Here is a 13,309-nt window from a genome sequence, read left to right on the forward strand (position 1 = left end):
GCATATTTATTACTAAATTCGCCGTAGTAAAAAACAATCATATTCATGACACATTTTAACTTTAAAAAATGGAACACCTTAACAGGTTGGTTCGCTTTTTTAATAGCCTTAATAACGTACAGCCTAACTGTTGAACCCACTGTGAGCTATTGGGATGCCGGGGAGTATATTTTAACCTCATCCAAATTACAAGTTGGTCATCCACCTGGAGCACCATTATTCCAAATGTTTGGAGCATTTTTCTCTATTTTTGCTTTAGAACCTTCGCAAATTGGCTGGATGATGAATATGATGAGCGCCGTATCAAGTGCTTTTACTATTCTTTTTATGTTTTGGACCATTACTTTACTACTAAAAAAACTAGTAATTTATTCGAATTCCAACAAAGAGGATATCAACAACAATACCCCTGAAGTTTCTTTAACCAAACAACAATACTTAGCTATTTTAGGAAGTGGTTTGGTAGGCAGTTTAGCCTTTACATTTACAGATTCTTTTTGGTTTAATGCTGTCGAAACCGAGGTTTATGCCATGGCAACTTTAATTATGGCTATCTTATTTTGGCTCGGCCTACGTTGGGAACAAGACATGGATAAGCCTAGAGCCAGCAAATGGCTAATTTTAATTTCATTTGTTATAGGGCTTTCTTTTGGTGTACATTTTATGGGCTTATTAACCATTCCAGCCATTGGCCTTGTGTATTATTTCAAAAACTATAAAACGGTTACCATAAAAAACTTCATCATTGCCAACCTTGTTTCGGTAGCCATTCTGTTATTTATCTTCAAACTATTAGCCCCTAACATTCTTAAAATATTTAGTGCCCTTGAAATCTTCTTTGTAAATAGTATAGGGCTTCCTTTTAATTCAGGTTCCATAATTGCAGGCATTTTATTGGTTGCCATTATTTATTACGGATTAAAATATACCAAACAGAAAAATTACAAACATTTAAATACGGGCATTTTATGCTTAACCTTTATCATCATTGGGTTTTCTACATGGCTAATGCTTCCAATTCGGGCAAACGCCAATGTGGTTGTTAATGAAAATAATCCATCAAGTGCTAGAGAATTACTAGCATATTACAATTTAGAGCAATATCCAGAAACCCATTTATTTTATGGCCCTTTGTTTACTGACCAATATGCCTATTTGGATGACAGCAATCCGTATTCTGATGATAAACCAAAATACGAAAAGGACAAAGCCCAAGGCAAGTATGTAATTGTTAACGATTACAAAAATGCCAAACAAAATTATAATGCCGATCATGCTGCCATTCTCCCAAGAATGTGGAGTCCTGAACATGCCGAAAATTATATGATGTTTTCTGGTTTTTTAGATTTTAAATTAAAGCCAGAATACCAAATGCAGAATGAACTGCGAACAATAGTAAATGACTTTAAAAACAGCGTTGCGAAAGGCCAAGTCGATTATGAAGGTTACAATAACTTTTTAAAACGTTACAAAAGCTATATTGATGTTGAAAAGCCATCACTAGTTAGCAATATAGTTTATATGTTTCAATATCAACTTGGGTATATGTATTGGCGTTATTTTATGTGGAATTTTTCTGGTAGACAAGACGATATTCAAGGCCGATATGACAATCATGGTAACTGGATAACCGGAATAAAACCCTTGGACGAAAAATTGTTGGGCATGTCCCAAGACAATTTGCCAAGTGATATTAAAAATAATAAAGGAAGAAATGTTTATTATCTATTGCCTTTTATTTTAGGATTATTAGGTTTTTTCTTTTTATTCAATAAAGACAAAAAACTGTTTTGGGTCATGCTCGTGTTTTTCCTATTTACGGGAATAGCTATTCAATTTTATACCAATGTACGTCCTTACGAGCCTAGGGAACGTGATTATTCCGTAGTTGGTTCTTTTTATGTCTTTGCACTTTGGATTGGTTTTGGTGTTTATGCCTTATTTGAAGCTTTAAAAAAGTATGTACCTTCAAACATAACTGCGCCATTAATTACGGTTTTTTGCTTGATTTTAGTACCAGGTATTTTAGCTTCAGAAAATTGGGATGACCATGATAGGTCTGATAAATATACTGCCAATTCCATGGCAAAAATGTATCTGGATTCGTGTGCAGAAAATGCCATTTTATTCACTATTGGTGATAACGACACCTTTGCACTTTGGTACGCCCAAGAAATTGAAGGCTATAGAACCGATGTTCGCGTGGTGAATACCAGTTTATTTCAAACCGATTGGTATATAGACCAAATGAAACGTAAGGCTTATGAAAGCGACCCTATTCCTTCCCAACTCACTCATAACGATTACAAATTTGGCACTAATGAATACCTTGCTATTGAAAGTATAGTTAGCGACACATTACAAGTTAAACAACTATTGGATATTGTACAAAGTAACAACCCTAAAACAAAATACAGGTTTGTGCTTGAACAAAGGGGTTATGATGCATCAGATTTAAAACAGGTAAGAAGTCAAGATTTAAATGCCAATTATGTCCCAACAGAACATTTAAGGATTCCAGTAAATAAAGAAAATGCTTTAAAATATGGGATTGTTAAACCTAAGGATGCAGATAAAATAGTGCCTTATATTGATATCCATCTTACTGGAAGTGCGTTGTTAAAAAACAGATTGCTTATGTTGGATATTGTAGCCAACAACGATTGGAAACGGCCTATCTATTTTACAGGTGGAAGTTTTGGTGATGACGATTATATCTGGATGAAAGATTATTTACAGTTAGATGGTATGTGCTATAAATTAGTACCCATTAAAACACCTGTAAGTGAAGCAAACCCTTTTGACATGGGACGCGTGGATAGTGAGCTCATGTACCAAAAAGTTAAAAAATGGGATTGGGGAAATAGTGGTGGCGATATTTATCACGACCCAGAAACCCGTAAAAACTCTATTACCTACAGAGGTAATTTGGCTAGGCTCATTGAACAGCTTATAAACGAAAACAAACTGGATAAAGCTGAAGAAATAGCAGATATTGCTATGATTAATATGCCTGTTGATTATTTTGGATATTATACCCTTCTAGAACCTTATATTAGTGCTTATTATGAAATAGGCAACAAAGAAAAAGCGCAAAAGCTATTCAAACAAGTCGCTAAAAAATACCAGGAAAATTTAAAATACTACAGTACTTTAAAAGTAAGTAATCAAGAAACGCTATTTGAAGAGATTTATACTGACATTCAGCGTTATAAAGGATTGGTTGATGTCTTAATAAAATACGACCCTAAATTTGCTGAAAAGGAAAGTGACATATTTAATAATAATTTAAAATTGTTCCAGCATTTTTATGAAGACGAAGCTGAAGAAGACATTAAAACAGATATAGATATTCCTGTAGAAGACAGTAGTATTGAAATAACACCCGTAGAGTAAGGCATGACCTTAACACCCGTTAAAACACCATTAGTTGCAAAAAAGATGTTCCCAAACTTTGTTTGGGACATCCCAACTGATGATAAAATCATCTATCTTACCTTTGATGATGGTCCAACACCCGAAATCACTAATTGGGTATTAAACACTTTAAAATCCTTCAATGCAAAAGCGACTTTTTTTTGTATTGGGAAAAACATTGAAACCCATCCGGACATCTTTCAAAATATTTTAAATGATGGTCATGCTGTTGGAAATCACACTTACAATCACATAAAAGGTTGGAAAACTAAAGCAACAGATTATTTACTTGAGATTGATAAAACGCAGGCAATGATAGATTCTCAAATGTTGAATTTATCGTCTTTAAAAGCTAATCTCTTTCGTCCACCTTATGGGCAAATAACACCAAAGCAAGGAAAAGAATTGATTAAATTAGGATACAAAATAATTATGTGGGATGTCATATCTATTGATTGGGATAAAACTGTAAGCAAAGAAATTTGTCTAGATAATGTGATAACAAAATCCACGAATGGCAGTATTATTGTTTTTCATGACAGTATAAAAGCCTCAAAAAATATGCAATATGCATTGCCTAAAGTATTAAAACAGTTTAGTGAAAAAGGCTATAGTTTTAACCCTTTAATTTTTTAAATATATTGCTGAATGATGCCTATAAGTGTATTAGCATCTTGCTCTCCACTTTGACGCCATTTCATTTCGCCATTTTTATAGATAATCAATGTAGGCAATCCTTTAACTCGAAGCGCTTCCGCTAACTCTTCATTCTTTTCAACATCAATTTTAATTACCTTAGCTTTATCCCCCAAAGCAGCAGCAACATCTCTTAGCACAGCGTGCATAGCAGTAGACTGTTCATTCCATTCTGTAAAAAAATCCAACAAAACAGGAATATCTACATCTATAAGTTCCCCAAATTTTGACATACTTTATTGTTTATTAGTCAAATACACTTATACAAACCTACATATTTTTTTCATAATACAAATAATTGCAGTATTCAAAAATACATTTCTCAATGGATTAATATAAAAATACATAATTTCTTTACATGAATGGTGATTTCAACATCAATTAAGATACACTGGCACCCTTTTTAAGCTCTATAACAGTAATTTCTGGCCAGATGCCCACACGTCCGGGAAAAGCCAAATATCCAAACCCTCTATTTACATTAATATATTGGCCCATTTCTTTATAAATACCGGCCCAATATTTATAGCGCCACTTGGATGGACTCCATTTAATCCATCCAGGAATTTCAATACCAAATTGCATCCCGTGTGTATGGCCACTTAATGTTAAATGATAATGATAAGCATCTTGAATGACTTCATTTTCCCAATGCGATGGGTCGTGGCTCATTAATATCTTAAAATCTTTTTCATCAATATGCGTTGAGGCCTTTTTTAAATCTCCAGCCTTTTTAAACCCTCCGACACCCCAATTTTCAACTCCAAGTAACGCAATTCTATCGCCTTCTCTTTCAAGATATCTACTTTCATTAAGTAGTAAATCAAACCCTAATTGCCTTTGAATTGTTTTTAAATCTTCTAAGTTTTTGTGTTTTGCATCTTCTGATTCCCAAGACACATAATCTCCATAATCATGGTTTCCTAATACCGAAAATTTTCCGTCTTTAGCCTTAAGCTCTCCAAAAATATCCATATAAGGATGCATTTCATCAGCTTTATTATTTACCATATCGCCAGTAAACAAAATCACATCACTTTGTTGTTCGTTAACCAAATTTACTGCATACTGCACTTTTTCTATATTATCGAAACTCCCAGAATGTATATCACTTATTTGAGTAATTCTATACCCATCAAAGGCTTTAGGCAAATCTTCAAAGTGTAAAGTGTATTTTAAAACTTTAAAATTATAACGTCCTTTATAGATACCATAAATGATGGATGCAAATGGGATTGCTGCCAAGCCCAAAGCTATTTTACTAATAAACTCTCGCCTTGCAGGAAAATAATTGCCTTGTGCTGAATTGCCCTCAGTAAAATATCTGTAAATGGCATGTGGTATCCTGAAAATATCTTCGCCAAACATAACCAATAGTAAAACTATTTTTGGAACTAAAATGGCAATAAAAAAGCCCACGGCATAGGCATTAGCATGCGAAAAACCATTGCTTCTATTAAAACCGTAATAACTGTAAACAAAATTACCTACTACCAACAAAGTAAATAACCAATAAATAGCTAAAATCCAATTGTTTTTGGTAAACGTTCTAAATGCTTGAAAAGCATAAAAATCTAAAATTCCAAAAACAATTAGAAAGATAGTCCAACGAAGCATACATTTATTTTTTATCAAAGATAACGGTATTCTAAATTAATAGCCAACAAGTAAATTTTATTTAACTATTAGTTAAGATATTAACTTTTTTATAGTTACTAAATTGTATAAAAAAATAGCCTCTCCAATAATATCTGTTTTAAGCATAACTTTTTGTAGATTTGATTTTCTATCAAAACAAACCAAATGTCACATCAAAAACGCCTCTTTTTAGTAGATGCTTATGCCCTCATATTTCGTGGTTATTATGCCTTTATAAAAAACCCTAGAATCAATTCAAAAGGAACAGATACCTCTGCCATTATGGGGTTTATGAACTCCCTTTTAGATGTTATTAAACGTGAAAGACCTGATCATTTGGCGGTTTGTTTTGATAAAGGCGGCAGTGTTGATCGTGTAGAAATGTTTGAAGCCTACAAAGCCAACAGAGATGCCACACCAGAAGCTATAAAAATTGCCATTCCTTATATTCAGGATATTTTAAAAGCCATGCACATCCCAATTATGGTAAAGGAAGGGTATGAAGCCGATGATGTTATAGGAACTCTTTCTAAACAAGCAGAAAAAGAAGGTTACAAAACGTTTATGGTAACGCCCGATAAAGATTTTGCGCAATTGGTTTCTGAAAACATATTTATGTACCGACCCGTTTTTGGTGGAGGTTATGAAACTTGGGGTATTGAAGAGGTGAAAAAAAAGTTTGAGGTAAACGACCCATTACAAGTGATAGACTTTTTGGGAATGATGGGCGACTCCAGCGATAACATTCCTGGATTACCTGGTATTGGAGAAAAGACAGCTAAAAAACTGTTAGCTGAATTTGGCAGTATGGAAAACCTATTGGCAAACACACACGAGCTAAAAGGAAAAATGCGGGAGAACATAGAAAATGCTAAAGAATTAGGAATGCTTTCAAAAAAATTGGCGACTATCATGCTGGATGTGCCTGTGGATTTTAACGCAAAGGATTTTGAACTTGACCAACCCGATATTCAAAAAGTAACGGAAATATTTGAGGAATTAGAGTTCCGACAATTATTGGCAAATTTTGTAAAAACATTTGCTGTTGAAACCCAAGTCGCTTCATTAGAAAATCAAAACACAGAAACGTCTTTCGAAGAAAAACCAAAAGAAATAAAACAACCAAAAACCAATGCAGGTGCTGGTCAATTTTCATTATTTGGCGGTGATGGCGACGAAGAGGTGATAACAAATTATAGCTCAAGAAACACTGCTACCACGACATCCCATTTTTACCAAAGTGTTGCTCCTGGCATGGGCACCAAACTATTCATCAAAAATTTATTAAGTCAAAAAAGTGTTTGTTTTGATACCGAAACAACCAACATTGACCCCATTATAGCAGAATTGGTGGGTATTGCCTTTTCTTGGGAAGCAGGCAAAGGTTTTTATTTGCCTTTTCCTGAAAATCAAGAGGAAGCACAAGAGCTTATGGAGCAATTGCGGCCGTTTTTTGAAGATGAATCTATTCAAAAAATCGGTCAGAATTTAAAGTACGACATCAAGGTACTTCATAAATACAACACCAAAGTAAAAGGCAAGTTATTCGATACCATGCTGGCCCATTACCTTATCAACCCCGATATGCGCCATAATATGGATGTTTTGGCAGAAACCTATTTGAACTACACGCCGATTTCCATTACCGAACTGATTGGAAAAACTGGCAAAAACCAACTCTCCATGAGAGAGGTTCCTTTAGAAAAACAAACGGAGTACGCTGTTGAAGATGCCGATATTACCCTTCAACTTAAAGAACATTTTGAAAAGGAATTGGGTGAAGCCAATACACAAACGTTATTTGACGATATTGAAATTCCATTATTGCGTGTTTTAGCCGCTATGGAATTGGAAGGAATTAATTTAGATGAAACCTTTTTAAAATCGTTATCAATCAAATTAGATAATGATATCAAAACATTAGAACAAAACATCTATAAAGAAGCAGGAGAGTCTTTCAATATCGCCTCACCAAAACAATTGGGCGAAATTTTGTTTGATAAAATGAAGTTGATTGACAAACCAAAAAAAACCAAGACAGGACAATACGCAACTTCCGAAGATATATTGAGTTATTTGGCAAAAGACCACGAGATTATTCAACATATTTTAGATTACCGAGGCTTATCAAAATTAAAAAGCACGTATGTAGATGCTTTGCCAACCCAAGTTTTAAAAATCACTGGCAGAGTCCACACAGATTATATGCAAACCGTTGCCGCAACTGGGCGATTGAGTAGTAACAATCCGAATCTACAAAACATTCCCATTCGTACAGAACGTGGTAGGGAAGTGCGTAAAGCATTCATCCCAAGGAATGAGGATTACGTTTTACTCTCAGCCGATTACAGTCAAATAGAACTCCGTATCATCGCCGCACTAAGCAAAGAAGAAACCATGATTAATGCATTTAAAAAGGGTGAAGATATTCATGCCTCAACCGCATCAAAAGTATTTAATGTTCCGTTAAACGAGGTAACTCGAGAACAACGAAGTAATGCGAAAACCGTGAACTTTGGCATTATTTATGGCGTTTCCGCTTTCGGATTAAGCAATCAAACTAATCTTTCCAGAAGTGAAGCTAAGGAACTTATAGACACCTATTATGCTACCTACCCAAAACTAAGAAGTTTTATAGGTGAACAAATTGATTTTGCTAGAGACCATGGTTATGTGCAAACGGTTTTAGGAAGACGTCGTTATTTAAAAGACATCAACTCTAGAAACGCTGTTGTTAGAGGAGCGGCTGAGCGAAATGCGGTGAATGCACCTATTCAAGGTAGTGCTGCCGATATTATTAAAATAGCCATGATTAATATCTATGATAAGCTAGAAACTGGCAATTACAAAACAAAAATGCTTTTGCAAGTACATGACGAGTTGGTTTTTGATGTTTATAAACCTGAATTAGAAACCATCAAAGCCCTTGTAAAAACCGAAATGGAAAACGCATATAAACTGGAGGTACCGCTTGATGTTGAATTAGGTGTTGGAAATGATTGGCTAGAGGCTCATTAAATAATAAAATCATCAATATGAAATCAGAAAAAATTATCTTACTTGCTGTAGCAATTATTTTCATGTTATTTGAAAGTTGCGCTATAACCCCTGAGTCTTCAAAGGTAAGTAAATTCAATATAGAAAAAGACCTTTTATTAGTTCAATTTGATTGTAAAACTGATGTAGACGATCTACATACTGTTGCAGCTTTAATGACCATTTTGTCTGATCCAAATTTTTCAAAAATAAATTATCATGCAGTCGCTGGCACTTACGGTATCCAAGAGGGCCTTTATGTCCCACCAAATGATTTGTTTAAATTGGCATTTGGGGATAATTGGACAGATGCACATGAAAACTTAGAATCAGCTGTTCAAAAAGTGAAAACCAAAATAAAAGTAACCCTTGAAAACCAAGGTAATATTTGGATTGCAGAAGCAGGACAATCAGATTTTACTGCTGAACTTATAAAAGCCATACAAATCGATTTACCTAAAATAAAAATTTCTGAACGCATTCATGTCGTTCAACATAGTGAATGGAATGAACAATCTGCTGCTCCTGAAAGCTTAGAATTTGTAAAAAATCAGGCTGATTACTATAAAATACCTGATGGTAATGCTGTTGGGAACGGAACTCCAGGATTTCGATCCGCTGATTATACTTATTGGAAAGATAAAATAAAGAACCCCAAGTTAATTGAAATTTGGCAGCTCGCCATAGATGTATCAAATCAATATAACGGTAAAGAAGGTCGTTACTTAAACGAAGCCATAGCAGCGGGCGGTTTGGATTTCTCTGATCTATCAGAAGTTTGTTGGATTTTGGGAGTAGAAGACATTAAGGATGCTGAACACTTTTTTAATCTTTATGGCATTTAAAAAACTTAATGGCCTATGGTTGAAAATAAGTACAATAATGATTACATTAGGCATTACTAAAACCAATTAAATTCTTTTGCTTTTAAATTAACTATTATGAAAAAAATTTATGCTTTATTAGCCTTTCTTAGTATTGTTTCATTAAATCCTAATCATTCTGTTTTTGCACAAAACAGCCAAACTTCCAGAATTGTAGAAGATGGTGGCACTGGTCCTTTTAGTGCCATTATGATTTCAGAAAAAACATTGCCTACACATACCGTTTTTAGACCACAAGACCTTAGTAAATTTGGTGATACCAATAAACTGCCTATCATTGCTTGGGGCAATGGTGCTTGTGCCAATTCCCCTTGGGAACACATTAACTTTCTTTCGGAAGTTTCATCTTATGGTTTTTTAGTTATCGCAATTGGTCCAATGCCACAAGAAGGAGAGCGTGGCAGAGGTCGTTCAGAATCTAAACAACTTTTAGATGCCATCGATTGGGCTATTGCTCAAAATAGTGACAGCGAAAGCCCATATTTCAATAAAATTGATATCACAAAAATAGCGGTTAGCGGTATGTCTTGTGGTGGTTTACAAACATTGGAAACTGCTCCAGACCCACGAGTGACCACAGCAGTTATTTATAATAGTGGTATTTTAGGTGAGAGCGGTGGCATGCCCGGTATGCCTGCTCTTGTAAAAGACGATTTAAAAAAACTGCACACTCCTACCCTTTATGTTTTGGGTGGTGAGACGGACATTGCCTATAATAATGGCATGGATGATTTTAAACGTATCGACCATGTACCCGTATTTGTAGCCAACATGGACGTAGGACACGGTGGAACTTATAGCAAACCCCATGGAGGTGAATTTGCTAAAGTTGCTACTGCTTGGTACCAATGGCAATTAAAAGGGGACGAAGAAGCTGCAAAAATGTTCAAAGGGCAACCAAGTGGCTTGTCTAATTCTCCTATTTGGAAGGTAGATAAAAAGAATATGCCATAAAACAAAGATTTTGAATATTAAAAATTGTTTTTATTGGAACTTATATTCCATAAGCGAATGCTTATACATCTTAATATGAAGACTACTTTTTGATACAATATAAAAAACCAGAAAGATTAAATTTCCTGGTTTTTTTAATTTTATTAAAAACTGCTGAATTTATTTTAGGACTACTCGTATTTTTGTTCTGTTAAAAGATATGATAGACCATACATCCATTTTTAATATAAGTAGCCAAGAAGAATTTGAAGACTTAGCTCTAAGGATTTTTAAATTTCAATTTGAAAACAATAGAGTATATCGCTCTTTTTGCGACTTGCTATATATTCATTATAGTGATGTAAAAAACATACACCAAATTCCATTTCTGCCCATTCAGTTTTTTAAAACACATAAGGTTGTTAGTTCTAACAATCCTATTGAAACAACCTTTACAAGTTCTGGAACTACTGGAAGTATCACAAGCAAACATCATGTAACCGATTTAGATATCTATAAAACAAGTTTTATCAAGGGATTTGAATCGTTTTATGGCAATATTAAAGATTATACGATTTTGGCATTATTACCTTCTTATTTAGAGCGTGAAGGTTCTTCCTTAATTTATATGGTTGAAGACATGATTTCTCGGTCCATGTATAAAGAAAGTGGATTCTATCTCAATAATATTTCGGAACTAAAAGATACACTTTCAAGTTTAGATTCTCAAGGACGAAAAGTGCTTCTTATTGGTGTGTCTTTCGCTTTATTGGATTTGGTTGAAACCTTTGAATTTCATTTAAAAAACACCATAATAATGGAAACTGGCGGCATGAAAGGCAGACGAAAAGAACTGATAAGAGACGAACTTCACAAAAAATTGAAAGCAGGATTTGGCGTTGAAACCATCAATAGTGAATATGGCATGACGGAATTATTGAGTCAAGCATATTCCAAAGGAAACGGTGTTTTTAATTGTCCGAATTGGATGCGCATATTAAGCAGAGACACTGAAGACGCTTTAAATATTCTACCTATTGAAAAAACGGGAGGCTTGAATATTATAGATTTGGCCAACATTAATTCTTGTTCTTTTATTGCTACACAAGATTTAGGAAAAGTTTATAAAGACGGCTCGTTTGAAGTTATTGGACGCTTTGACGATTCTGATATTCGTGGTTGCAATCTCATGGTGATTTAATCATTAAATAGATTAATTCAAAAAAATAAAATAATTTTTGTGTAAGTTTCATAAAAATCTGTCGACAAAATAGTAGCTATGAAAAAGAAAGATTTTCTTAATTTATAGTTTAGTTTGGTTGGTTAGTTGAAAAAACCTGATGTTCCCCATCAGGTTTTTTTTATTTTAAACACAATACAAAATAGTTTTTTTTACCGCGTTGAAGCAATATAAACTTATTGTTTATCAAATCTTTTGATGTGATGCTGTAATCTTCAGCCACTTTTTCCTTATTCACAGAAATTGAATTTTCTTTTAGAGCCCTTCTAGCTTCACCTTTTGACTTTAAAAATCCTCCTTTTTCGGCTAAAGCAGCAATAATATCCAATCCGTTTTCAATGTCTGTTTTTGAAATTTCTGTTTGTGGGACACCATCAAAAACATCTAAAAAAGTTTGTTCATTAAGTTGCTTCAAATCATTACTTGTAGAATTTCCAAACAGAATCTCACTCGCTTTTATGGCATTCTCTAAATCGTCTTTGGAATGTACCATCATCGTTATTTCTTCCGCAAGACGTCTTTGTAAAACTCTCAAATGCGGTGCTTCTTTATGCTCTTTCGCTAAAGCTTGTATTTCCTCTTCAGTTAAAAAAGTGAATATTTTAATATATTTCTCGGCATCTTCATCACTGGAGTTTAACCAATATTGATAGAATTTATAGGGCGATGTTCTATTGGCATCTAACCAAACATTGCCTCCTTCGGATTTCCCGAATTTAGATCCATCAGATTTTGTGATTAACGGACAAGTAATAGCAAATCCTTTTCCGCCAGAAATCCTTCTGATTAATTCCGTTCCCGTTGTAATATTTCCCCATTGGTCGCTGCCACCCATTTGGATGGAACAGTTTTTTTCTTTATAAAGATGAAGAAAATCATAACCTTGTACCAATTGATAAGTAAACTCGGTAAAACTCATCCCTTCGGAAGCATCAGATGAAATCCTGTTCTTCACAGAATCCTTTGCCATCATATAATTTACGGTAATATGTTTACCAACATCACGAATAAATTCAAGAAAGGAGAAATTTTTCATCCAATCGTAATTATTAACTAAAACGGCCGCATTTTCAGCATTGCTTTCAAAATCCAAAAAATGGGATAATTGCTTTTTTATGGCTTCTTGATTGTGACGCAACGTTTTTTCATCCAACAAATTACGTTCACTGGATTTGCCAGATGGGTCGCCAATCATACCCGTCGCCCCACCAACTAAAGCCACTGGTTTATGTCCGCAACGTTGGTAATGCGCCAACAACATAATGGGCACCAAATTTCCAATATGTAAAGAATCGGCCGTAGGGTCAAAACCAACATAAGCATTTCGCATGCTTTCCATTAGATGTTCTTCTGCGCCAGGCATAACCGTATGTATCATGCCTCTCCACGTTAATTCTTCAACAAAATTCCTTATCATTAATTTTAATTTTTAGTAAACTAGGGCAAAGATAAAAATCAATGTATA

At 34.4% G+C, this 13,309-nt stretch carries 9 protein-coding genes; 6 read left to right on the forward strand and 3 right to left on the reverse strand.

The window, feature by feature from the left end; all coding sequences use genetic code 11:
• Positions 1-45 precede the first annotated feature (45 nt).
• Entirely contained in the window at positions 46-3,396 is a 3,351-nt protein-coding gene (locus CDH50_RS01830) for a glycosyltransferase family 117 protein (RefSeq protein WP_100610175.1), read from the forward strand.
• Positions 3,397-3,399: 3 nt separating this feature from the next.
• Entirely contained in the window at positions 3,400-4,053 is a 654-nt protein-coding gene (locus CDH50_RS01835) for a polysaccharide deacetylase family protein (protein WP_100610176.1), read from the forward strand.
• Here the strand turns inward: CDH50_RS01835 and CDH50_RS01840 are convergent.
• Together CDH50_RS01840 and CDH50_RS01845 are read right to left on the reverse strand one after the other, a co-directional pair.
• The gene (locus tag CDH50_RS01840; RefSeq protein ID WP_100610177.1) at positions 4,050-4,346 is read right to left on the reverse strand and encodes a thioredoxin family protein; all 297 of its coding nucleotides are present in this window, start codon (positions 4,344-4,346) and stop codon (positions 4,050-4,052) included. The two genes, CDH50_RS01835 and CDH50_RS01840, sit on opposite strands and share 4 nt — an antisense overlap.
• 148 nt (positions 4,347-4,494) lie before the next feature.
• Positions 4,495-5,730, reverse strand: a complete 1,236-nt coding sequence (locus tag CDH50_RS01845; protein WP_100610178.1) for a metallophosphoesterase — start codon at positions 5,728-5,730, stop codon at positions 4,495-4,497.
• A gap of 186 nt (positions 5,731-5,916) precedes the next feature.
• Here CDH50_RS01845 and polA point away from each other — a divergent pair, with 186 nt between their 5' ends.
• From polA to CDH50_RS01865, 4 genes are all read left to right on the forward strand, one after another.
• Positions 5,917-8,769: a DNA polymerase I gene (gene polA / locus CDH50_RS01850; RefSeq protein ID WP_100610179.1), complete on the forward strand. Its 2,853-nt coding sequence runs from the start codon at positions 5,917-5,919 to the stop codon at positions 8,767-8,769.
• Positions 8,770-8,786: 17 nt separating this feature from the next.
• A complete protein-coding gene (locus CDH50_RS01855; RefSeq protein WP_100610575.1) occupies positions 8,787-9,632 on the forward strand; it encodes a hypothetical protein in 846 nt (281 codons plus the stop codon).
• 96 nt (positions 9,633-9,728) lie between these two features.
• Positions 9,729-10,625, forward strand: a complete 897-nt coding sequence (locus CDH50_RS01860) for an alpha/beta hydrolase family protein (RefSeq protein ID WP_100610180.1) — start codon at positions 9,729-9,731, stop codon at positions 10,623-10,625.
• A 199-nt stretch (positions 10,626-10,824) separates the two neighbouring features.
• Complete coding sequence (locus tag CDH50_RS01865; RefSeq protein ID WP_100610181.1) at positions 10,825-11,805, forward strand: LuxE/PaaK family acyltransferase; 981 nt, start codon at positions 10,825-10,827, stop codon at positions 11,803-11,805.
• 160 nt (positions 11,806-11,965) lie between these two features.
• On the opposite strand, the gene tyrS is transcribed toward CDH50_RS01865, so the two are convergent.
• On the reverse strand, positions 11,966-13,261 hold the full coding sequence (tyrS, locus tag CDH50_RS01870) for a tyrosine--tRNA ligase (protein WP_100610182.1): 1,296 nt from the start codon (positions 13,259-13,261) through the stop codon (positions 11,966-11,968).
• Positions 13,262-13,309: the final 48 nt, after the last annotated feature.

The organism is Confluentibacter lentus, from assembly GCF_002806995.1.
In the GTDB taxonomy this organism is placed as follows: domain Bacteria; phylum Bacteroidota; class Bacteroidia; order Flavobacteriales; family Flavobacteriaceae; genus Confluentibacter; species Confluentibacter lentus.

Bases quoted from the DNA above. Each gene is read 5' to 3' on its own strand.
- CDH50_RS01830 (WP_100610175.1), top strand. From the start codon at position 46: ATGACACATTTTAACTTTAAAAAATGGAACACCTTAACAGGTTGGTTC.
- CDH50_RS01835 (WP_100610176.1), top strand. From the start codon at position 3,400: ATGACCTTAACACCCGTTAAAACACCATTAGTTGCAAAAAAGATGTTC.
- CDH50_RS01840 (WP_100610177.1), bottom strand. From the start codon at position 4,346: ATGTCAAAATTTGGGGAACTTATAGATGTAGATATTCCTGTTTTGTTG.
- CDH50_RS01845 (WP_100610178.1), bottom strand. From the start codon at position 5,730: ATGCTTCGTTGGACTATCTTTCTAATTGTTTTTGGAATTTTAGATTTT.
- polA (WP_100610179.1), top strand. From the start codon at position 5,917: ATGTCACATCAAAAACGCCTCTTTTTAGTAGATGCTTATGCCCTCATA.
- CDH50_RS01855 (WP_100610575.1), top strand. From the start codon at position 8,787: ATGAAATCAGAAAAAATTATCTTACTTGCTGTAGCAATTATTTTCATG.
- CDH50_RS01860 (WP_100610180.1), top strand. From the start codon at position 9,729: ATGAAAAAAATTTATGCTTTATTAGCCTTTCTTAGTATTGTTTCATTA.
- CDH50_RS01865 (WP_100610181.1), top strand. From the start codon at position 10,825: ATGATAGACCATACATCCATTTTTAATATAAGTAGCCAAGAAGAATTT.
- tyrS (WP_100610182.1), bottom strand. From the start codon at position 13,261: ATGATAAGGAATTTTGTTGAAGAATTAACGTGGAGAGGCATGATACAT.